The 22187-nt window shown below is 29.0% G+C and carries 26 protein-coding genes; 17 read left to right on the forward strand and 9 right to left on the reverse strand.

What is annotated here, in order from left to right; translation table 11 throughout:
- The first annotated feature begins 205 nt into the window (after nucleotides 1–205).
- The 4 genes from GFJ99_RS08045 to GFJ99_RS13755 all read left to right on the forward strand — a co-directional run bounded on the left by GFJ99_RS08045 (nucleotide 206) and on the right by GFJ99_RS13755 (nucleotide 2309).
- A complete protein-coding gene (locus tag GFJ99_RS08045) occupies nucleotides 206–697 on the forward strand; it encodes a DUF4920 domain-containing protein (RefSeq protein ID WP_008253555.1) in 492 nt (163 codons plus the stop codon).
- Nucleotides 697–1146: a hypothetical protein gene (locus tag GFJ99_RS08050; RefSeq protein ID WP_153208283.1), complete on the forward strand. Its 450-nt coding sequence runs from the start codon at nucleotides 697–699 to the stop codon at nucleotides 1144–1146. The genes GFJ99_RS08045 and GFJ99_RS08050 overlap by 1 nt, the downstream gene beginning before the upstream one ends.
- A gap of 167 nt (nucleotides 1147–1313) precedes the next feature.
- Entirely contained in the window at nucleotides 1314–1979 is a 666-nt protein-coding gene (gene mnmD / locus GFJ99_RS08055; RefSeq protein WP_153208284.1) for a tRNA (5-methylaminomethyl-2-thiouridine)(34)-methyltransferase MnmD, read from the forward strand.
- 135 nt (nucleotides 1980–2114) lie between these two features.
- A complete protein-coding gene (locus tag GFJ99_RS13755; RefSeq protein ID WP_153208285.1) occupies nucleotides 2115–2309 on the forward strand; it encodes a hypothetical protein in 195 nt (64 codons plus the stop codon).
- Between the two features lie 50 nt (nucleotides 2310–2359).
- Here the strand turns inward: GFJ99_RS13755 and GFJ99_RS08065 are convergent, their stop codons facing one another.
- Nucleotides 2360–3298: a LysR substrate-binding domain-containing protein gene (locus GFJ99_RS08065; protein WP_008253549.1), complete on the reverse strand. Its 939-nt coding sequence runs from the start codon at nucleotides 3296–3298 to the stop codon at nucleotides 2360–2362.
- A 98-nt stretch (nucleotides 3299–3396) separates the two neighbouring features.
- Between GFJ99_RS08065 and GFJ99_RS08070 the strand changes: the two genes are divergently transcribed.
- The 4 genes from GFJ99_RS08070 to can all read left to right on the forward strand — a co-directional run bounded on the left by GFJ99_RS08070 (nucleotide 3397) and on the right by can (nucleotide 6555).
- The gene (locus GFJ99_RS08070) at nucleotides 3397–3876 is read left to right on the forward strand and encodes a Dps family protein (RefSeq protein ID WP_008253548.1); all 480 of its coding nucleotides are present in this window, start codon (nucleotides 3397–3399) and stop codon (nucleotides 3874–3876) included.
- 83 nt (nucleotides 3877–3959) lie between these two features.
- A complete protein-coding gene (locus tag GFJ99_RS08075) occupies nucleotides 3960–4250 on the forward strand; it encodes a hypothetical protein (protein ID WP_008253547.1) in 291 nt (96 codons plus the stop codon).
- A 69-nt stretch (nucleotides 4251–4319) separates the two neighbouring features.
- Nucleotides 4320–5903 carry a SulP family inorganic anion transporter gene (locus GFJ99_RS08080; RefSeq protein ID WP_153208286.1) on the forward strand — a complete coding sequence of 528 codons (1584 nt, stop codon included), beginning with the start codon at nucleotides 4320–4322 and terminating at the stop codon, nucleotides 5901–5903.
- 16 nt (nucleotides 5904–5919) lie between these two features.
- Nucleotides 5920–6555, forward strand: coding sequence for a carbonate dehydratase (can, locus tag GFJ99_RS08085; protein ID WP_153208287.1), 636 nt, complete (start codon nucleotides 5920–5922; stop codon nucleotides 6553–6555).
- A 9-nt stretch (nucleotides 6556–6564) separates the two neighbouring features.
- On the opposite strand, the gene GFJ99_RS08090 is transcribed toward can, so the two are convergent.
- From GFJ99_RS08090 to GFJ99_RS08105, 4 genes are all read right to left on the reverse strand, one after another.
- The gene (locus GFJ99_RS08090) at nucleotides 6565–7137 is read right to left on the reverse strand and encodes a pentapeptide repeat-containing protein (protein WP_153208288.1); all 573 of its coding nucleotides are present in this window, start codon (nucleotides 7135–7137) and stop codon (nucleotides 6565–6567) included.
- Nucleotides 7138–7238: 101 nt separating this feature from the next.
- Nucleotides 7239–7997 carry a TIGR02757 family protein gene (locus GFJ99_RS08095; protein WP_153208327.1) on the reverse strand — a complete coding sequence of 253 codons (759 nt, stop codon included), beginning with the start codon at nucleotides 7995–7997 and terminating at the stop codon, nucleotides 7239–7241.
- Complete coding sequence (locus GFJ99_RS08100; protein WP_153208289.1) at nucleotides 7990–9603, reverse strand: hypothetical protein; 1614 nt, start codon at nucleotides 9601–9603, stop codon at nucleotides 7990–7992. Before GFJ99_RS08100 ends, GFJ99_RS08095 begins: the two co-directional genes overlap by 8 nt.
- A complete protein-coding gene (locus GFJ99_RS08105; protein WP_008253540.1) occupies nucleotides 9603–10265 on the reverse strand; it encodes an ABC transporter ATP-binding protein in 663 nt (220 codons plus the stop codon). The genes GFJ99_RS08100 and GFJ99_RS08105 overlap by 1 nt, the downstream gene beginning before the upstream one ends.
- Before the next feature lie 151 nt (nucleotides 10266–10416).
- Here GFJ99_RS08105 and msrA point away from each other — a divergent pair, with 151 nt between their 5' ends.
- Genes msrA through GFJ99_RS08120 form a run of 3 tightly spaced genes read left to right on the forward strand, consistent with a single transcriptional unit; the run spans nucleotide 10417 to nucleotide 12112 of the window.
- Nucleotides 10417–11070 (forward strand): peptide-methionine (S)-S-oxide reductase MsrA, encoded by a 654-nt coding sequence (gene msrA, locus GFJ99_RS08110; RefSeq protein ID WP_153208290.1) that lies wholly within the window; start codon nucleotides 10417–10419, stop codon nucleotides 11068–11070.
- Nucleotides 11071–11084: 14 nt separating this feature from the next.
- The gene (folE, locus tag GFJ99_RS08115; RefSeq protein WP_040470088.1) at nucleotides 11085–11753 is read left to right on the forward strand and encodes a GTP cyclohydrolase I FolE; all 669 of its coding nucleotides are present in this window, start codon (nucleotides 11085–11087) and stop codon (nucleotides 11751–11753) included.
- A gap of 47 nt (nucleotides 11754–11800) precedes the next feature.
- A complete protein-coding gene (locus GFJ99_RS08120) occupies nucleotides 11801–12112 on the forward strand; it encodes a hypothetical protein (protein ID WP_153208291.1) in 312 nt (103 codons plus the stop codon).
- 24 nt (nucleotides 12113–12136) lie between these two features.
- Here GFJ99_RS08120 and GFJ99_RS08125 read toward each other — a convergent pair whose 3' ends face one another.
- The 4 genes from GFJ99_RS08125 to GFJ99_RS08140 form a co-directional block, all read right to left on the reverse strand.
- A complete protein-coding gene (locus tag GFJ99_RS08125) occupies nucleotides 12137–12973 on the reverse strand; it encodes a GIN domain-containing protein (RefSeq protein WP_153208292.1) in 837 nt (278 codons plus the stop codon).
- A gap of 311 nt (nucleotides 12974–13284) precedes the next feature.
- Nucleotides 13285–14010 carry a head GIN domain-containing protein gene (locus tag GFJ99_RS08130; protein WP_153208293.1) on the reverse strand — a complete coding sequence of 242 codons (726 nt, stop codon included), beginning with the start codon at nucleotides 14008–14010 and terminating at the stop codon, nucleotides 13285–13287.
- A gap of 18 nt (nucleotides 14011–14028) precedes the next feature.
- Nucleotides 14029–15807, reverse strand: coding sequence for a PspC domain-containing protein (locus tag GFJ99_RS08135; protein ID WP_153208294.1), 1779 nt, complete (start codon nucleotides 15805–15807; stop codon nucleotides 14029–14031).
- Nucleotides 15808–15812: 5 nt separating this feature from the next.
- Complete coding sequence (locus tag GFJ99_RS08140; protein ID WP_008253526.1) at nucleotides 15813–16142, reverse strand: PadR family transcriptional regulator; 330 nt, start codon at nucleotides 16140–16142, stop codon at nucleotides 15813–15815.
- Between the two features lie 233 nt (nucleotides 16143–16375).
- On the opposite strand from GFJ99_RS08140, the gene GFJ99_RS08145 reads away from it, so the two are divergent.
- The 6 genes from GFJ99_RS08145 to GFJ99_RS08170 all read left to right on the forward strand — a co-directional run bounded on the left by GFJ99_RS08145 (nucleotide 16376) and on the right by GFJ99_RS08170 (nucleotide 22186).
- Nucleotides 16376–16831: a DUF4442 domain-containing protein gene (locus GFJ99_RS08145; RefSeq protein WP_153208295.1), complete on the forward strand. Its 456-nt coding sequence runs from the start codon at nucleotides 16376–16378 to the stop codon at nucleotides 16829–16831.
- Nucleotides 16832–16958: 127 nt separating this feature from the next.
- Nucleotides 16959–17864: a TIGR01777 family oxidoreductase gene (locus GFJ99_RS08150; RefSeq protein WP_203228780.1), complete on the forward strand. Its 906-nt coding sequence runs from the start codon at nucleotides 16959–16961 to the stop codon at nucleotides 17862–17864.
- Nucleotides 17865–18067: 203 nt separating this feature from the next.
- Nucleotides 18068–18631 (forward strand): nucleotide exchange factor GrpE, encoded by a 564-nt coding sequence (locus tag GFJ99_RS08155; protein ID WP_153208297.1) that lies wholly within the window; start codon nucleotides 18068–18070, stop codon nucleotides 18629–18631.
- A 56-nt stretch (nucleotides 18632–18687) separates the two neighbouring features.
- The gene (gene dnaJ, locus GFJ99_RS08160) at nucleotides 18688–19806 is read left to right on the forward strand and encodes a molecular chaperone DnaJ (protein ID WP_008253521.1); all 1119 of its coding nucleotides are present in this window, start codon (nucleotides 18688–18690) and stop codon (nucleotides 19804–19806) included.
- 158 nt (nucleotides 19807–19964) lie between these two features.
- Complete coding sequence (locus GFJ99_RS08165; RefSeq protein ID WP_008253520.1) at nucleotides 19965–20885, forward strand: ABC transporter ATP-binding protein; 921 nt, start codon at nucleotides 19965–19967, stop codon at nucleotides 20883–20885.
- Between the two features lie 2 nt (nucleotides 20886–20887).
- Nucleotides 20888–22186, forward strand: coding sequence for an ABC transporter permease (locus GFJ99_RS08170; protein WP_153208298.1), 1299 nt, complete (start codon nucleotides 20888–20890; stop codon nucleotides 22184–22186).
- The last annotated feature ends 1 nt before the right edge of the window (nucleotide 22187 follow it).

Below are 22187 nucleotides of genomic sequence, written 5' to 3' on the forward strand. Positions count from 1 at the left end.
AATAAAAAATAATTATCAACAACGGATATATTATTGTCTTAATAAAAACTTCAAATCAAATTACTAATACTAAAACAAACAATGTCAATAGTGTTTTTGAAAGCTATGTAAAGTTTAATTTCTTGTTCAAGAAAAAGATTTTTTTTATAGTGTCGTAAAAGTAAAAAAAATATAGCTAATTTTGTTTAAATCTTATATTTTAAAAATGAAAAAAATACTTACGCTATCACTTTTAGCAGCTATCTTTATTAGTTGTGAACAAAAAAAAGAGACAACACCAGTAACTGAAAAAGTAGATTATGCTGTTTTTGGAGATTCTATTTCATCTGAAAATGCATTATCTAACACTGAAATGATGGAAAAATTTGCAACATTAAAAGAAGGTGATACTTTAGAAGTTAAATTCAAATCTGGAATTAATGAAGTTTGTCAAAAGAAAGGATGTTGGATGACTTTAGGTTTAGCTGATGAAAAAGAGGCTTTTGTAAAATTTAAAGATTATGGTTTTTTTGTTCCAAAAAATGCCCAAGACAAAGAAGTAATTGTAAATGGAAAAGCATTTGTAAGTGTTGAAAGTGTGGATGTTTTAAAACATTATGCTAAAGATGCAGGGAAATCTCAGGCCGCTATTGATAGTATTACGGAGCCAAAAGTTACTTATTCTTTTATGGCTGATGGCGTTTTAATTGCTAAATAATGAAACAGTTTTTTCTAATTCTAACTTTTGCTTTTTTGGTAATTTCTTGCGAAAAGAAATCTAACGATAAAGCAACAGAAAAAGAAGCTTGCGAATCGGATTCAAAGGTAAATAAAGACGGATTTGAAATGTATGAAATGGCAGCGCTAATGGAGCAAATGTATGTTGATAATCAACGTTTAAAAGAACGAATTGTTAAAGGAGATACTATTGGTAAATTTCCGCAACATTTTATTAAAATTCACAAAGCGGTAATGACAGATGAAACAGATAAAGATGCTTTTTTTAACGAACAAGCAGCTAAGTTCATCAAAGCACAAGAATTGATTTATGAAGATCCAAAAAATGCAAAAGAACATTTTAATAACGGAATCGATGCTTGTATTAAATGTCATGAAGTAAAATGTGGAGGACCGATACCGAAAATTAAGAAGTTGTATATTGAGTAATAAATGAAAAAAGTAATTATTTCAATTATTGGAAGCGCAATATTGATTGAATTTTTACATTTAATTTACGGTATAAAAATATCTCCTTTTTTTGTGTTATTATTTTCATTAATAATATTTATTTTTTGGAATATTTTAAATAATTATAATAACAGAAGCAAAAAATCTTGAAAAGAGAAATTATTATCACCGATGACGGTTCCACAACCATACGAATTCCGGAATGGGATGAGAATTATCATTCAACTCATGGCGCTATTCAGGAAGCGAAACATGTTTTTATAAAAAACGGATTGGATTTATTTCAAAATCAGGATTCGATTTCCATTTTAGAAATTGGTTTTGGTACGGGTTTAAATGCTTTTATTACTTTTTTAGAAACTATAAATAAAGAAAAAGTAAATTACGTTGGAGTAGAAGCGTACCCCATTTCAAAGGAAGAAATTGCACAAATGAATTACGTTTCTGAATTAGAAGCTGAAAAGTATCAAGAGGTTTTTGATAAGATGCATTCTTGTAATTGGGAAAACCAAGAAACGATTTTTGAAAACTTTCATTTAACTAAGAGAAAACAGCTTTTTCAAGATATTGAAGACAAAAGCCAATTTGATTTAATTTATTTTGATGCTTTTGGTTTTCCTTTACAGCCAGAATTATGGAGTGAAGTCATTTTTAAGAAAATGTACGATGCACTTTTACCAAAAGGAACTTTAGTAACTTATGCATGCCGTTCATCAATTAAAAACGCGATGCTAAGTGTAGGATTTTCAATAGAAAAACTACCCGGAGCTCCAGGAAAACGAGAAATGTTACGAGCTACAAAAAATGTATGATTTTTAGTACTAAGTAAGAATTTAATAAAATTTTAGCATTTATTTTAACAACTAAAACGTTTTCGTAAAGATTTTTTTATTTATCTTTACAATAAGTTCTTATCCCAAAGTCTAACTAATTATTAAGAAGAAAGTATGCCTAGACCAATGTTTTCTTACACCAAATCAATTTTGGAGAGAGTGAGTTTTGATGCGAAATTATTTTGTAAAGAATTAGAGAAAGCAGTACGTTTATTGCTGCCTTACGAAATAGATCAGTTACGAGATTGGCTTATTCAATATACTAAAGAAAAGCCAGAATTAAGACAATGTTTAATTTATATTAACTAAATAGTAAAGTCCCAATTAATTGGGACTTTTTTTATGGAATTACTTCAAATTTATTTTGTTTTAGGACTTATTATTTCTACGTCATTAAAAGCAATTGCGCCTCTTACAACTCCAGAAATCACATCTCTTAATGCATTAATAATATGTATTTTTAATTCATTTTTAGGATAAATTAAACTTACTTCTCTAGCAGGCTTTGGATCTTTAAAAGGTTTTAATTTTTCTTTATTTTTATCATTTAAATCTAAAGTATGTAAGTAAGGAAGCAATGTTATGCCTAATCCCTCATCTGCCAATTTAATTAAGGTTTCAAAGCTTCCGCTTTCTAATTGAAAATGGCTATCTGAAATGTATTTATTGTTTTTGCACAAGTTTAAAATTCCATTTCTAAAACAATGTCCGTCTTGTAAGAGTAAAATTTTATCTAAATCTAAGTCGGAAGTCTCAATTTCTTTTTTATCAATAGTTGGATGATTTGCAGGAACATATGCTACAAAAGGTTCATAATACAACACAATCTCTTTTAAATTTTCTTCTTCAAGTGGAGTGGCTGCAATGGCACAATCTAAATGACCATTTTTTAATTTTTTAATGATTTCTTCAGTTGTTTGTTCTTCAATTATTAAATTTACTTTAGGATATTTTTTAATAAAGTTATTTAAAAACATTGGGAGTAAAGTAGGCATTACCGTTGGTATAATTCCAACTTTAAATTCTCCGCCTATATAGCCTTTTTGTTGGTCTACAATATCTTTAATTCGTCCTGCTTCGTTAACTATATTTTTGGCTTGATTTACAATCTTTTCTCCAATTTCAGTTAATATTATAGGTTTTTTACTTCTATCAAAAATTAAAATATCTAATTCATCTTCTAATTTTTGAATTTGCATGCTTAATGTAGGTTGTGTTACAAAGCATTTTTCTGCAGCAAGTGTAAAATTTTTGTATTCAGCTACTGCTAAAACGTAATATAGTTGTGTTATAGTCATGTTATTGATAAATTTTATGCAAATATAAAAACTATCAATTAAATTTATACATTAAAGGGCTTAAATTTTGTAAATTTGAATAAATCAAAATAGAAATTATGAAATTGAATAGTCTAGGATTACCCATTAAAGAGTCAGAGGAATTAGTAAACGATTTAAACGGATTACTATCCAATTTTCAAATATATTATCAAAATTTAAGAGGATTGCATTGGAATATTCGTGGTAAGCGCTTTTTTGATTTGCATCTTAAGTTTGAAGAATTGTATAATGATAGTCAAATTAAAATCGATTTAATTGCGGAACGTGTACTTACTTTAGGAGGAACTCCTTTACATACTTTTTCTGATTACATTGAAAACAGTAAATTAAAAGTTGGAAAAAACATATCTAAAGATACCGAAGCAATTCAATTAGTTTTAGAATCATTATCTGTTTTGTTGCAACTAGAACGAATTATTTTAGATAAAGCAGGTCAAATTAATGACGAAGGAACAAATTCAATGATGAGTGATTTTATTTCTGAACAAGAAAAGACAAATTGGATGCTTAAAGCCTGGATGGAAGAAGAAATTTAAAATTAAAATGCTGTGAATTTTCACAGCATTTTTTTTATGCTCTATGATTAAAATTTTACATAAAATATATTTATATTTGTTATATGAAATTTTTATCAACTACTTTTTTAATCTTGTTTATTGCTTTTTTAGCAACTCCTACTTTAATAGGTATGGTAGATGATCAAGTTGATACTTCTTATTTCTATAACTTGAGTGAAGAAGAAGAAAGTCACGCTTCATTTGATGAGATACATTTTTCTCCAACAACGAGTTATTTTTTTATAAATTTTTCATCTAATAAATTAGCAAATCTAAACGTACTAGTTAAACATGATTTAAGTTTTGATAATTTAGCGCATCAAATTTTTTCTCCTCCACCAAATTTTATCTAATACATTTTCTTTTTTCATAAGCACTCATTTTATAGCGTGTATTATTAATGTATTAGTATAAAAAATTTCATGAATAACCATTCTTTTTTTTCCAACGTAAGAGGTGATCTTGCAGCTGGATTGGTTGTGTTTTTAGTAGCATTGCCTTTATGTTTAGGTATTGCTTTAGCGTCTGGAGCGCCCTTGTTTTCAGGTATTGTTTCTGGTGTAATTGGAGGTATCGTTGTTGGGTTTCTTAGTAATTCTGCTTTGAGTGTTACGGGGCCAGCGGCTGGTTTAACAGCCATAATATTAGTTGCAATTACAGATTTAGGAGGCTTTGATGTGTTTTTAGTGGCTGTTATTTTAGCCGGATTATTTCAAATTCTTTTAGGATTTTTAAGAGCAGGTAGTTTTTCTAATTATTTTCCAACTAGTGTTATTGAAGGAATGTTAGCGGCTATTGGTATAATCATTATTTTAAAACAAATTCCACATGCTTTTGGTCATGATGTTGACAATGAAGGCGATTTTTTTTATATAGAAAAATCAGGACATACTACTTTTGATACCTTAATAGAATCAATCAACTACATCCATTCAGGGGCTTTAATTGTGGTATTAGTATCTCTATTTATTCTTATAATTTGGGAAAAAGTGCCATTATTAAAAAATATTAAAGTTGTTCCAGGTGCCTTAGTTGTAGTGGTTTTTAGTATTTTATTAAATGAGTTTTTCATTCAAACAGACTCATCGTTAGCAATTACAACAAAGAATCATTTAGTTAATTTACCTTCCTTTTTAGAAATTAAAAATGGGTTTTCACTGCCAAATTTTTCTGCCTTAACAAATGAAAAAGTATGGATAGTAGCCCTAACTATTGCTGTTGTTGCTTCAATTGAAACTTTGTTATGTATAGAAGCTACAGACAAACTAGACCCTTTTAAAAGGTATACCAATACAAACAGAGAATTAAAAGCACAAGGAATAGGTAATATTGTAAGCGGTTTACTAGGTGGTTTACCTATGACATCTGTTGTTGTTCGTTCTTCTGCAAATATTAATTCTGGTGGTAGAACTAAATTAGCTACAGTTTTTCATGGCATATTATTAATTGTATTTGCTTTAGCGATTCCGTTTATTTTAAATAAAATTCCACTTTCGGCTTTAGCGGCTGTTTTGTTAATGGTAGGTTATAAATTGGCTAAACCAAGTGTTTTTATTCATTTATGGAAAAACGGATACACGCAATTTGTCCCTTTTTTAATTACCGTTATTGCTGTTGTACGAATTGATTTGCTAAAAGGTGTTGCAATTGGATTAGCTGTTAGTATCTTGTTTATTTTATATCAAAATTTAAAAATTGCTTATTCATTTAAAAGAGAATCTTTTCATGATGGAGATGTTATTACTATAAAATTAGCACAAGAAGTATCTTTCTTAAATAAGGCGGCAATAAAAAATACATTTAAAAAAATACCGCAAAATTCTAAAGTAATTATAGATGCATCAAATACAGATTTTATTGATTTTGATGTTGTTGAAATGATAAAAGATTTTAGAGATGTTAAGGCTGTTGATAAAAATATAACATTAACATTAAAAGGATTTAAAGAATCTTACAATATTGAAAATACGAAGTTTAATCATGTTGAAATTAATCATAATAACTAATTAATTAAATTACATAATGAGTGATTTTTATAAAAAAATACTAGAAAATAATAAAAAGTGGGTTGAAGATAAATTAGCTATTAGCCCAGAATATTTTAACAATTTAGCCGATGGGCAACAACCTCCTTTGTTGTGGATTGGTTGTTCTGATAGTAGAGTTCCTGCTAATGAAATTATAGGAGCTGAGCCAGGGGAAGTTTTTGTTCATAGAAATATTGCAAATATGGTCGTTCATTCTGATATGAACATGTTAAGCGTTTTAGATTATGCTGTAAATGCTTTAAAAGTGAAACACGTTATCGTTTGCGGACATTATGGTTGTGGTGGTGTGAAAGCTGCAATGGGAAATAGTTCTATTGGTATTATTGATAATTGGATTCGTCACATAAAAGATGTATATCGTTTTCACCAAAAATATTTAGATTCTATTTCTGATGAAAAAGAAAGATTTAACAAGTTTGTAGAACTAAATGTAAAAGAGCAAGTTATGGATTTAGCTAAAACTTCCATTGTTCAAAATGCATGGAAAAATGGCCAAGAATTATCATTACATGGCTGGGTTTATGGTTTAAATTCGGGTTATGTAACCGATTTAGGTGTTAACTTTAGTTGTGATAAAGATTTAGATGATGTATATCAATTGAAATTTTAATTCAAATACTTACTTAATAACTAAGTCGTATTTCTTTAACAAACCAGATAAATTTTCAGTAGAAAAGATAGCACGTTTAAGTTTATTTTTTTCAGGATCAATTATAAAATCATAGCTAGTAGAAAAATCAGTTTTATTGGCTGTTGTTCCAATAAAAACCGCATGCCTAAGATTGCAGTTGTCAAAAAGAGCTTCAGAAAGGTCGCTTTCCATAAAATCAACTGCAATCATGCTGCAATTAATAAATTGCATTTTCTTAAGTTTTAAACTATAAAACTGTGCATAATCGAGTAAGCAGTCTTTAAAATGAAATTCATATAAAATTTGATCGGTCATAGCAAAATTTACCGAAGTAAAATCGCATTTTGTAAACCAAACATCTCGTAAAGAAACATGATTAATTTTAGTATTTCTAAAATTACAATCTAAAAAAATGCAATCAATAAAAGTTACAGCAATAAAAGAACATGCTCTAAAATCGCAGTTTGTAAATGTACAATTTTCATATTCTTTGAATTTTATATCGTTTTCCGTATAATTTATATCAGAAAAATTTTCATCAACAATATAGTCAGTATGCATATTTCTAAATTTTGAATGGTAAAACTACTTAAATTTTAATAAGCGAAGTATTTCTTCAGCTAAAAATAGTTCAAATATTAAGAGTATTTAATTTTCACTATTTAAAACCCTTCAAAAACGCCTAATCCAAACAAAGCAAAATCGTATTTTACGGGGTCGTTTTTATCTAATATTCGCAAATTGGCATCTAATTCGGCTACTGCTTTTGCATCATTTTGCTTTCGAGTGAGCAATCCTAATTTTCGAGCTACATTTCCAGAATGCACATCTAACGGACAAGAAAGTAGGGCAGAAGAACTGTTTTTCCAAATACCTAAATCGACACCTTTGTTGTCATTTCTAATCATCCAACGTAAATACATGTTGATTCTTTTAGCAGCAGAACCATTCATTGGATCAGAAATATGCTTTTCAGTTCGTTCTAAATGGGGAACTTCAAAAAATAACTTCTTAAAATTAGAAATGGTATGTTGCATCGTAGTATGTTCTTTAGCAAAAACAGCTTCTAATCCGTTATGGTTTTTATAAATGTGTTGCAATCCTTTTGTAAATCCAATAAAATCTTGACCGTTAAAAGTTCTATGAACAAATTTCTCTAATGATTCTAAATTTTCATTTGAATGCGACATAATAAAATCATAAGGTGAATTTCCCATTAAATTCATCATTTTTTGTGCATTATTAATAATCATTTTGCGATTGCCCCAAGCTATTGTAGCGGCAAGAAATCCAGCAATTTCTATGTCTTCTTTTAATGAATATAAATGTGGAATTTGAATAGGGTCGCTTTCTATAAATTTAGGATTATTATATAAATCAACCTTTTCGTCTAAGAAATCTTTTAATTCTTGCTTAGTCATTTTCGATTTTTTTTGCATAAAATCCATCTTTTATATTTGAGGTTCTTTGTTGAGGATAAAACGTATAAAATTCAAATAGTTTGTTGTTTACACAAGGTAATTTTCCATTTGAAGTTTTATATAAATTTGGAAGATTTGGATCGTAGAATTTAAAATTTCCAATACTTTTTTCTTTAAATCTAGAGCTATTATGTTTTGAATTAGAAGAAGGATAAATAACACAATTAATATTGAATTTTTCATTTATTGAAATAATTTTCAAATCAAAAAACAAACTAAAATTTATTAAAAGTATCGATAAACTTATGATTATAGCATTGTTTGAAAAATTTATACGCATTAAAACATCATAAATTAGTACAGTTCCTAAGCATATGATTGTAGGTAAGAAAAATCGATATTGAGGAGATGTTACTAACAAAAAAACAAAGTGAATCAACAACACAAAATATAGAATTTTAAAGTTTTTTATCGATTTATATAACTTGGTAAATGGTGTTAAAAACAATAAAATTATGATGCTACTATTAAAAAATCCGTTTATTCCTTTTAAATGAATCCAAAAATTTAATTTTTCAAGTAAACTGTAATCGTGTGCGATAGATACATTTTCAGCATAACCTAAATTGTTGATGTTTTTGTACATATAATTCATGGATTCAATTGGTAATTTCCAATCAAAATTAAAATCAAATAAACTCAAAGGAAACAAAGGATATCCTGTAATAATAAGGTTTTTAATGATCCAAGTAATACCAAAGATAAGTCCAGTACAAATTGCAAATACAATTATTTTTTTTTCTTTATCTAATATAAAATATAAAAGCAGCAGCAATGGAGCAATTGTTAGCTTAATAAAGACTAGAAAAATTAAAAAAAGGAATAGCGATTTTCTTTTTCTCGTGTCTAAGTTATTGAAAATAAATTCATTAAAAAATATACTCAAGAAAACTAATATAGGCAAATCTGGTGATGGTGCATCAATAAATTGAAAATAAACAACTAAAAATAAGCTATTTACAATGAGGTATATATTTGGTTGTGTATTATATTTTTGAAAGAAATAATAGATTCCTATAATTAAAAGCAAACCATTCACATCATTAAAAGAATCAGAAATAAAAGAAAAATTAAATCCACTTTGAAAAACATGCCAAAAGGAACATTGAGCTAAAAAAGGATGGACATTTGCAATTCCTTTAATATAACCAAATTCATTAAGCCATTTAATGGTTTGTATGTAATATGTTTCATTGTCAAAAATACTTGGTAGTTGAGCAGATTTAAGAGCAACTAACAAAATGAACAAGCTAAAAATTACTTTTGATTTTAAGCTAAAAGTGGTAAATAAAGAAGATGTAAATAGTTTTAATTCGTTTCTTATAAAAAAACTAGCTAATACTACTAAACAACAATTTGTTATAAAAAAATGACTTCCAATTTTATAGAAAAAAGCAAAAATTCCAATAAAGAGAGTTTGAAATATAATTCCATATAAAAGAATAAAAGTAGGATCATCAGTTAGTTTCAGGCTTTTTTTTGCTACTATTCCAGTAACAGAAATCATATAAAAAATGAGTAACCAACTAATTATAACGACTATCATTATTCTAAAATTAGACCATCTTTCATAACTAATTTTCTGTCTGCCATATTGGCTAAATCTTCATTATGGGTTACAATTACGAAAGTTTGGTTAAATTCTTCACGCAGTTTAAAAAACAATTGATGTAGCATTTCTGCCGATTGTGTGTCTAAGTTTCCAGAAGGTTCATCTGCAAAAATTACTGCGGGTTTGTTTATTAATGCTCTTGCAACAGCTACTCTTTGTTGTTCTCCTCCAGAAAGTTCACTTGGTTTATGGTCAACTCTTTCAGCTAAACCTAAATAAGTTAATAATCGTTTTGCTTCTGTTTCTACTTCTTTTTTATTTCGATTTGCAATAAAACCCGGAATGCAAACATTTTCTAATGCTGTAAATTCTGGTAATAATTGATGAAACTGAAAAATAAATCCTAAATGTTGGTTTCTAAATTTTGAAAGGGCTGTATCTTTTAAATTTAGTACTGATGAGCCATTAATTTCTAATACGGTATTTTGTTGTTTGTTTGGAAGATCTAAAGTGCCTAATATTTGTAATAAAGTTGTTTTTCCGGCACCAGAAGCTCCTACAATTGAAACGATTTCTCCTTTCTTTATGTGAAGATCAACGCCTTTTAAAACATGAAGCGATTCGTAATATTTATGTAGATTTTTTGCAAGTATCATATTCCAATATTTATACAAAGAAACAAAGATTTTCGTCTAATAAAAAAACTATGTAGCGCTATTCATGTAAATCAAGTAATAAATTTTAGTTAAAATGTAATTTGTGTTTAATTTTTATGTAAATTTGTTAAACAAAATAAACGAAAAAAATATGAGAAATAGTATTAAAGGCTTGTCGTTAGTTTTGAGTTTGGTTTTAAGTTCGTGTACTGCAAAAGAAAAACCAATTGTAAAAGAAGAATATAAAGAACCGGTTAAAACAAAAATGAAAGAAGGTATGGAAGTTGCAACGTTTGCTGGCGGCTGTTTTTGGTGTACAGAAGCCATTTTTTTAGAAATTAAAGGAGTAGAAAAAGTAGTTTCGGGATATATTGGAGGTACCACTAAAAATCCGACGTATACAGAAATTTGTACAGGAACAACAGGACATGCAGAAGCAATTCAAATTACATTTGATCCTAATGAAGTAGCTTACGAAGATTTGTTGGAAGTGTTTTTTGGAACTCACGACCCAACAACGTTAAATCGTCAGGGAGCCGATATAGGAACACAATATAGAAGCGAAATTTTCTATTATTCTGAAGATCAAAAAAACAAAGCTGAAAATTACATTCAATTACTTGAAAAAGAAAAATTGTATGATAAAAAGATAGTTACCAAAGTTTCTTCAGCAACTGTATTTTATGAAGCTGAAAAATACCACCAAAATTATTATAACGACAATTCAAGTCAAGGTTATTGTCAAATGGTTATTGCACCAAAATTAGAGAAACTAAGAAAATATTATAGAACAAAATTAAAATAGAAGGGAAAATTGCTATGAACACTACTATTGAAAAAGAAATATTCGACATTATTGGAGACAATCATCAAATGACATCTGTAGAAACGCCTTTGCGAAGTGATGCTTTTGTGAGATCTGATGCTCAAAAAATGGAAGTTATTGAACACCATTTTGAAATTATCATGAAAGAACTTGGTTTAGATTTGACCGATGATAGTTTACAAGGAACGCCACATCGTGTGGCAAAAATGTTTGTTCAAGAAATATTTTCAGGTTTAAATCCTGCTAACAAACCTAAAATTTCGGTTTTCGATAATTCGTATCAGTATGATAAGATGTTAGTGGAAGCAAATATTAGTTTTAACTCTACTTGCGAACATCATTTTTTACCTATTGTTGGTAAAGCGCACATTGGATATGTTTCATCTGGAAAAGTAATTGGTTTATCTAAATTAAACAGAATTGTTGATTATTATGCACGCAGACCACAAGTTCAAGAGCGAATGATTATGCAAATTTTTAATGAATTAAAAACTGTTTTAGAAACAGATAATGTTATGGTTGTTATGGAAGCAACTCATTTGTGTGTTTCTAGTAGAGGAATTAAAGACGAAAGTAGTTATACATCAACATTACAATATGGTGGTGTTTTTAATCAGAAGGAATTTCGCGACGATTTTTATAAAATGATTCATAAAGAATAATTTGGCATTTGTTTTGTATATTCGTAATAGAACTTACAAAATTTAAAATGAAGGATGAACTAATAAAAAACCCGATTCAACCAAGTAAAAACGACAAAATCACTAAACTGATTTTGAGTCTATTGTTTGACGGAATAGGAATGATATCTTATTTAATTCCAGTTTATGGTGAATTGATTGATTTAATTTGGGCACCAATTTCAGGAGTTTTGTTGATATTGATGTTTAAAGGAACTGTTGGAAAATTAGCAGGAATTTTTGGTTTTATAGAAGAGTTAATTCCATTTGTAGATATTATTCCCACTTTTACAATTACTTGGTTTTACACCTATGTTATAAAAGGAGGTAATGAACAATAAAAAAAGGAGCAATTGCTCCTTTTTTTATTTGTCTTTTTTAGATAAAATAGCATTATTGGTAAATTTATCTATCTGAATTTTTGAATCGCCAAATAAGTCAATTTCACTTTTTCCTGATGCCATTAATATAAGTTTGTTTGAAACATAAACTTCACATTTGGCATAATTTTCAGAAGTTAATTCTAAATTATAAATATCTAATTTTTTTGCGATTAATACGCTGTTATTGTCTATTCTAATTTTAGCATTTTTAGATTTTCCTTCAATAGTAGCGGAACTTTTCTGATACATGTCTAATTTTAATTCTGGCGAATTAATCAAAGCTTTTAGTTCCGTATTTTTACTTAATTCTACAGAAGTATTTTCTGCTTTAACATTAATTTCTGCTTCAGATTTATCATTTAATACAAGAGCAAAATAATTTGCTTTTACATTTAAAAAAGATCTTGAGTTATCGTAATTTTTAATAGTAATATTATCTAATTCTAAATCGGCCAAAGCATGAATAGAGCTTTCATTTTTAGCGGTTATTAATTTTAATTCAGAAGTATAATTAATACGAATTGCAAATTTCTTTGCACCTGAAACATCTCTTAAAGAAGTAATTCGTAGTGTTCCACCTGCCACTTCGTAATTTATAATGTCATGAAGATTATCATCGGCTTCAATTTCAATAGAAGATTTTTCTCCTTTAACTAAGAATACTTCAAAATTGTCATTTATTTCAATGTTTTCAAAAGAGGGAGTTTCTTTAACAGAAACAGTTACAATTTTAGATCCTTTTATTTTCTCTTTTTTTTGGGCAACTACAATAGAAGTTAGGAATAAAAGTGTGAATAGAAATGAGATTTTTTTTGACATTTTTATGATAATTTTATATCACAAACATACACAAAATTTATTCCATTTTTTTCTTTTTAGATATAGAAATATACTTTTTCTTTTGGTTTTACAACTTAAAACAACAAAAAAGCATTAGCTTTTGCCAATGCTTTTAATGGGTTATATGATGGAATCTATAAGATTTACTATCAAAGTAAAAACAAATTCTACGACCTGAATTACTAACTTAATCATTTGAGTTGAATTTATGGTTAAAACTGTTATTTGTAAAATTATAAAACACTTATAATAAAGCTGTTAATAAAATATTAATTGTTTGTTAAATACACTTATTTTATAGAAACACTTCCGCCAGAAGACTCTTCTTTTACAATTTTTTTAGCAGCTTTAATATATACAATTGAACTGCCGCTAGAGGCTTTTGCATTTAAAAGAACTATAGGGTTTACGGTAGTATTACTGCCACTTGTAGACTCGGCTGTAATTTCATTTGCAGCTAAATCTTGTGCATTAATTGTGCTTCCGCTAGAAGAACTTGTTTCTACAATCAACGCTTTTCCTAATAGTGTTATTTCACTTCCGCTTGAAGCTTCGCTTATTACTTTTTCATATTCTAAATCGGTATTAATAACGCTTCCGCTACTGGTTTCAATAGAAATGTTAGTTCCTTTTAAAGTACTTTTTGAACGAATACTGGCACCACTTGAAGCTTCTAAACCGTCAATTTTAGTTGTTTTTATTCTAATAATGATAGCTTCAGTAGTATTAATGTTTCCATCAATTTTTGCAATTAAAGTTCCGTTTTCAACTTTTGTAATTACATATTCCATTAAATTATCATCTATTTCAACTTCCACTTCTGTTGTTGTTCCTTGTTCTAGAATAACTTCAACACCAGTACTAGCATCAATTTTGGTAAAAGAATCAGTAATATTTCTTTTTTCTGTAATTACGTTTCCGCTTCCGTCTATTCCGTCACCTATATTTAAGTTTGCATTACAAGATGTAAGCAGTATAGATATAAAAAGAACTATTATTTTTAGAGTTGTTTTCATGTTTATTTATTTTAAAATCTATTTATTTTTTTTTGATTTGATTTCCTTGTAAATTTCTTTTTCTTCTTTACTTGCTTCAATGATGTATTCTTCTTTTGTTGTCACTACGCCATTTTCCTCGGTATTAATTACTTTTTTTACAAGAACTCCATTTTCATCGTAATAGATAGAAGCCGACGTGTCTCCAACATTAATTTTCAAACTCATGTTATCATCAATTTCTTCATCTGAGCAATTTAAACATCTAACTTTGTCAGATTCTACTCTGTATACAGGATTTTTTGTGTCGAATTCATTTTCATCAAAAAAGTCGTAATCACTTCTGTCGTAATTTCCATAGCTTTCTTCTGTTTGAAATACAGTTCCTTTAGGTAAATACAGATATATTTCTACTTCCTGACCTCTAAATTTATTTTCTAATGCCGTAAGTAAGTAATTATCTAAAATTAGCGTATTGCCTTCAATTTTAAAATTATATTTTATTTTTTCAGCTCTTTTTTTAGCTTGGATAGTCGATTTTCCTTTTGCTAATTTTTCAATTAATAAATAGGGTGCAGCTGCATCTGTTTTTTTAATTTCAATACTTACATTATTAGAGTAAATAATTTCATTATCACCTTCGTCTTGTGTTATTTTAAAATCATGATTTCTGTATTTATTTTTCGAATAAAAATCATTGTTCTTAAATTTAATTTTTAAAGTATCAGTTAGAGCAATTGCTATCACTTCTTTTTGAACTGATTTTCCTTCAAATGCTAATTGTGACGCCTCGTTAATTCCTAATGAAATAATGATTCCAACTGCAATAATCCAAATAGCTAACAAACTGTATTTTGCATAATTACCAATTGATCTCAAGTTGTTTACCATCAATTTTAATCCTAGTATGAATAAGAAAAACAACGGAATTCCAAATCCTAATAAAAACAATATCCCTTGTGCCCACAAAGGCGTTTCTAATCCAATAGGAGTGTTAATATGATTTAAAATGTAATTCTCAGGCATTGTTGATGAAAACATAAGTATAATACTGGTTACAACAATTGCTATTAATGCAATGGCAGAGAAAAACACAATAAACGAACCTATTATTTTTGCAATAACTTTAAAAATCGTCATTATTACTTCTTCAATAGTAGAACCTATTTTTGTAGCACCTGATTTTGCAGTATTTGCAATTTTCTCATGATCTATATTACTAAACTTTGAAGTAATATCATCAAAACCTTCTTTTACTTTTTTTTCGATATTAGAAATGGTTATGGGTTGCCCTTTCATTTCTAATTTTTGAGTTGTAGTTATTGCTTCCGGAACTAATATCCATAACACAATATATACAAATAAGCCTGTACCAAATCCAAAGAATAAAATTACCATAAGAATACGTAACCATAAAGCATCTACTCCTAAATAGTGTCCTAATCCAGCCATTACACCACCAATCATTCCGTTATCCTTATCGCGGTATAATCTTTTTGATGGATAATAATAATTGGTTGAAGATGTAGAATTAGATTGATACGATGTTTTGTCATCATCAATTTTATAATCTTCTGGTTGTCCCATTATCGAAATCACTTCTTCAATTTCAAGTAATCCTACAACTTGTTTTTCGTTTTTTAAACGTTCTTGAAAAAGTTCAGCAATTCTGCTTTCAATATCTTTCATTATTTCGTCTCTTCCATCAGGTGAAAGTGAACGCTTCACCGCATCAAAATAACACGATAATTTTTGATAGGCATCCTCGTCTATATGAAAGAAAAAACCTCCTAAATTTATACTTATTGTTTTGTTCATGACCTTTAGTTTTGACTTGTTATTATGTTTACGGCATCTGCTAATTCTTTCCAGGTACCATTTAATTCTTTTAAAAATTCTTTTCCCTCATCAGTTAAACCGTAATATTTTCTTGGTGGTCCTGATGTTGATTCTTCCCAACGATAATTTAATAATCCATCGTTTTTTAATCTTGTTAATAAAGGATAAACAGTTCCTTCAACTACAAGTAATTTTGCGTTTTTTAGCGTATCTAGTATTTCAGAAGTGTAAGCATCTTTTTCTTTTAAGACAGATAAGATACAGAATTCTAAAACACCTTTTCGCATTTGCGCTTTAGTGTTTTCAATGTTCATAATTCCTTTTGATTTTTTTAATTAAACTGTTCATTTTTTGATTTTTTTTGCTCTCGCAATGATTGATTTGATGATTGAAAAATAGATTACCTATTAATTTCTTATACAAAGATAAGTCTAAAAGAAGGTATTATGTAACGCATAGTACTAATATTTAACATAAAATTAACATTTTAAAAAATAGTAGGAATGCATAGTATTTTTTGTATTTTTACAAAATAAATCAATAAATTATGGAGTTTACACCTTTTAAATTAAACTTTTTTACCTTTTTTAAATTACCTTCTGCTTTTTGGAGTGGTGTTCGAGTAAAGTCAATTTCATCAGAAATTTGCGAAGTTACAGTTAAACATAGATGGTTTAATCAAAACCCTTTTAATTCTATGTATTTTGCAGTTCAGGCAATGGCAGCAGAGTTTACAACAGGTTCTTTAGTTATGTTACATATAAAAGAAAGTAAAAAGAACATATCAATGTTAGTCGCTCAAAATAAAAGTGTTTTTACTAAAAAAGCTACCGGAAGAATTACTTTTACTTGTAATCAAGGTAATGTTATTAAGCAAACCATTCAAAATGCAATCGATACAAATGAAGGTCAAACTATTTGGTTAACTTCTATTGGTAAAAATGTAAAAGGAGAGCAGGTTTCTGAAATGCAGTTTGAATGGACTGTTAAAGTTAGAGGTTAGAAAATTTTATAGTTTTTTTTAATTTTGGTATTTAGTTAGCAACTCGCAACTTCAACTAATCCTAAACATAAGTTAATTTACTACTATTAGTTTCGTATACTTTGTAACTTTGAAAAAAGGAAAAGAAATGACTATTTTAATTACAGGTGCAACAGGGTTAGTAGGGCAAGAGTTAGTAGGCTTGTTGTTGCAAAACGGACACATTATTCATTACTTATCTACTTCAAAATCTAAACTCGTAACGAACGGAAATTATAAAGGTTTTTATTGGAATCCAAAAACATCAGAAATCGATATTAATTCGTTAGAAAATGTAGATGTTATTGTTCATTTAGCAGGTGCTAGTGTGGCAAAAAAATGGACTAATTCATATAAAGAAGAAATAATAAAGAGTCGAGTTTTGTCTACGCGATTATTGTATCAAACTCTTCAAAAAAATCACCATCAAGTAAGACAAATTGTTGCTGCTTCCGCTATTGGTATTTATCCAGATAGTTTAGATGCTATTTATCATGAGACCGATTTAGATATTGATGATTCTTTTCTAGGAAATGTTGTAAAACAATGGGAAAACGAAGTCAGTCAATTCGAAAAACTATCCATAATTGTCTCAAAAATTAGAATTGGAATTGTTTTAGCAAAAAATGGTGGTGCTTTACAAGAAATGGCAAAGCCTATTAAATTTGGCGTTGGTGCGGCATTTGGTTCGGGTAAACAATACCAATCTTGGATTCATATTCACGATTTGGCTTCAATTTTTAAATTCGTAATCGATTATAAATTACCCGGAATTTTCAATGGTGTTTCTCCTTATCCAGTATCAAATTCAGAATTAACTAAAGCAATTGCTAAAACACTTGGTAAACCTTTATTTCTTCCAAATATTCCACAATTCGCCATGAAATTAATTCTTGGTGAAATGAACGAAATATTGTTTTCAAGTCAACATGTAAGCTGCAGAAAATTATTAGATGAAAACTTCCAATTTAAATTTGCGTCTTTAGACAAAGCCTTGACCGATTTATTAAAATAATTTTCAGAAGAACACAATTCCATTTCAGTTCAATAGTTGTCCCGCTATGCGCTATATCTTTATTGCATTAAAAAAAGCAATAAAGGATGTCGCTTCTATCGGGTCTAAAACACACGTATTTAATTTCAATTAAATTTTTCCTGACAATTTGACATTTTTAAACATTTGGCAATACATTTGCAATCCCATTTACTAAAGTAAAAATGTTTAAAAAAATATTCAAAAATATGAGTCAAGAAAGTACTGAAAACATCGAAAAGGAGAACATTAATGAAGAAATTGTTTCAGAAAATCAAGAAATTCCAACGCCTGAGTTATCGGTTGAAGAACAATTACAAGCAGATTTAGCAGCAGAAAAAGATAAATTCCTACGTCTTTTTGCTGAATTTGAAAACTACAAACGTAGAACTTCAAAAGAAAGAATCGATTTATTTAAAACGGCTAATCAAGAAGTTTTACAAGCCATGTTACCGGTTTTAGACGATTTTGACAGAGCTTGGACTCAAATTTCTAAGTCAGAAGACGAGGCTTTAGTTACAGGTGTACAATTAATTCATGACAAATTAAGAAGTACTTTAATTTCTAAAGGATTAGAAGAAGTTGAAATAAAAGCAGGAGAAGTTTTTAATGCCGATTTTGCAGAAGCTATTACACAAATTCCAGCACCAAACGATAAGTTAAAAGGTAAAATTGTAGACGTTATTGAAAAAGGCTACAAATTAGGAGACAAAATTATTCGTTTCCCTAAAGTTGTAATCGGACAATAATTTTTACCATAGAAACACGATTCATCGTGTTTTAATCATTATTATAATATTTTAAAATGAAAAAAGATTTTTACGAAATATTAGGCATTTCAAAAAGTGCTACTCCAGAAGAAATTAAGAAAGCATATCGTAAGAAAGCAATTGAGTTTCACCCTGACAAAAACCCAGGTAATAAAGAAGCCGAAGAAAAGTTTAAGGAAGCGGCAGAAGCTTATGAAGTATTGAGCGATGCAAATAAAAAAGCAAAATACGACCAATACGGACACCAAGCATTTGATGGTGGCGGTTATGGTGGCGGACAACATATGAACATGGATGATATCTTCAGTCAGTTTGGAGATATTTTTGGAAGTGCTTTTGGTGGTGGCGGATTTTCTGGCTTTGGCGGTGGCGGAGGTCAACGCAGAGTAAAAGGAAGCAATCTTCGTATAAAAGTGAAATTAACTTTAGAAGAAATTGCAAATGGAGTAGAAAAGAAAGTCAAAGTTAAACGTAAAGTTCAAGCTAAAGGAGTAACATATAGAACTTGTCCTACCTGTAATGGTTCTGGTCAAATTATGAAAATTGCCAATACCATTTTAGGTAGAATGCAAACAGCTGCTACGTGTCATATTTGTAGTGGTTCAGGACAAATTTTAGATCAAAAACCAGCAGGAGCGGATGCACAAGGCATGTTATTAGAAGACGATACGGTTTCTATCAAAATTCCTGCAGGTGTGGTTGACGGAATGCAATTAAAAGTGGCAAATAAAGGAAACGAAGCGCCAGGTTCTAACAGTATTCCTGGTGATTTAATTGTTGCCATTGAAGAAATTGAACATGAGTTTTTAAAGCGTGAAGGCGAAAACTTACATTACGATTTGTACATTAGTTTTCCTGAAGCTGCTTTAGGAGTTTCAAAAGAAATTGATACTGTTTCGGGTAAAGTTCGTATTAAACTTGAAGAAGGAATTCAATCTGGAAAAATTCTTCGTTTAAAAGGAAAAGGTATCCCAAGCATTAACTCTTACGGAAACGGTGATTTGCTTGTTCATGTAAATGTTTGGACGCCTAAAACATTAAATAAAGAACAAAAGCAATTTTTTGAGAAAATGCTTACAGATGAAAACTTTATACCCAAACCAGAAAAGTCAGACAAATCTTTTTTTGAAAAAGTTAAAGATATGTTTTCATAATTAAATAAATATTAATACATTTGAAACTCACTTTCTTAGGAGAGTGAGTTTTTCTTTTTCATAGCAATTTTTCCCATCCTTTAGCAATGAAGGGTGGGTTTTTTTTGTAACAAAATCTATTTTTAGCTACTAATAAGTAAATAAAATCAACTCAATTTATGAGCAATATTCTCGAAGTACAAAACGTAGTAAAACAATATGGCGATTATACCGCTTTAAATAATGTTTCATTACAAGTTCCTAAAGGAAGTATTTATGGACTTTTAGGCCCTAATGGTGCTGGTAAAACATCCCTTATTCGAATTATCAACCAAATTACAATGCCTGATAGCGGAATTGTGTTGTTAGATGGCGAAAAATTAAAGCCAGAACATGTTCAATATATTGGTTACATGCCCGAAGAACGCGGTTTGTACAAGACTATGAAAGTAGGAGAACAGTGTTTGTATTTGGCGCAACTTAAAGGAATGCCTGAAGCTGAGGCGAAAAAACAATTGAAATATTGGTTTGAGAAATTAGAAATTCAAGGTTGGTGGGATAAGAAAATTCAGGAACTTTCAAAAGGAATGGCACAAAAAATTCAGTTTGTAGTTACTGTTTTGCACAATCCTAAATTACTAATTTTAGACGAGCCTTTCTCTGGATTCGACCCTGTAAATGCGAATTTAATTAAAGATGAAATCATCGAATTGAATAAAAAAGGAACATCGGTAATTTTTTCTACACACCGAATGGAATCGGTAGAAGAAATGTGCGATTACATTGCTTTAATTCATAAATCAAACAAATTAATAGAAGGAAAACTAGACGACGTTAAAAGACAACATCGTACCAATACTTTTCAGGTTGGCGTAATTACCAATAACGTTGAAGGGTTAATGTTACAACTAACTCAGAAATTCACTTTAAATCAAACCAATTTTAAATCACTAAATAATGATTTAAAATTAGAAGTGCATTTAGGACAAAATAGTTCAAATGAATTACTTTCCATTTTAACCCAATTTGGTCAAGTAACACATTTTGTTGAAAAAATTCCGAGTGTAAACGATATATTCATTCAAACCGTTAGTCAATAATTATGAGCGTATTATCTTTAATTATCAAAAGAGAATTTATTGCAAAAGTGCGTAATAAATCATTTATCGTAATGACTTTTTTAGGTCCGTTATTGATTGTAGGAATGACTTTTTTTATCGCTTATTTATCAAGTGTAAACAAAGGCGATGTAAAAACCATTGGAGTTCACGATAGAGCGAATGTGTTTGTAAACGATTTTAAAATTTCGGAAGATATTAAGTATGTTAACCTTTCCAGTTTGTCTTACGAGAAAGCAAAAGATTCTTCAAGAAATGCTTTTGAAGGTTTAATTTATGTTCCAGAAGTGCAAAACATCGAAGAATTAGCTACAAAAACGACTTATATTTCTGATGATAGTCCGAAAATGGATTTCTTAATGGCGTTGCAAAGAACGATTGACACGAAATTGAATAAAGAAAATTTAAAAAAATTAGGTTTTGATGCAGAGATTATTGAAAAAGCTAAAATAAAATCGGAAATTCAGTTTGCAAAATTTTCAGGAGAAGACGGATTGAAAAATTTAACATTAGTTAAAATTATCATCGGTTTCGCTTTCGGCTATTTAATCATGATGTTCATTATTATTTATGGAAACATGGTAATGCGAAGTGTAATTGAAGAAAAAACCAATCGTATTATTGAAATTATTATTTCCTCTGTAAAACCCTTCAAATTGATGATGGGGAAAATTATTGGAACATCATTAGCCGGAATTTTACAATTTTTAATTTGGATTGTATTAGGTGGCACTATAATGTTTGCAGTTCTCTTTCTTATGGGGGGCAATCAGGAAACAGTTGCAACATCACAAATTAATTCAGAACAAGCTGAAATGGCTTCCAATATCATTAGCCAATTTCAATTATATATAAATGAAATTCCAGTAGCTACTATTTTAATTTCATTTATAGTTTTCTTTATTGGAGGATACTTTTTATACAGTTCGTTTTATGCCGCAATTGGTGCAGCAGTAGATTCAGAAACCGATTCGCAGCAGTTTTTAATGCCAATCATAATGCCATTAATGTTAGCGGTTTATGTTGGCTTTTTAACGGTTATCAATGATCCACACGGAACAGTGGCTGTTGTATTTTCATTAATTCCATTAACATCACCAATTGTAATGCTTATGCGTATTCCTTTTGGAGTGCCATTATGGCAATTAGCACTTTCTGTAGTTTTATTGTACGGAACGTTTATCTTTGTAGTCTGGTTTGCAGCAAAAATTTATCGTGTAGGTATTTTAATGTACGGAAAAAAACCAACTTGGAAAGAATTGTATAAATGGTTAAAATACTAAA

It is taken from the genome of Flavobacterium sp. LMO6 (assembly GCF_009495795.1).
Taxonomy (GTDB): domain Bacteria; phylum Bacteroidota; class Bacteroidia; order Flavobacteriales; family Flavobacteriaceae; genus Flavobacterium.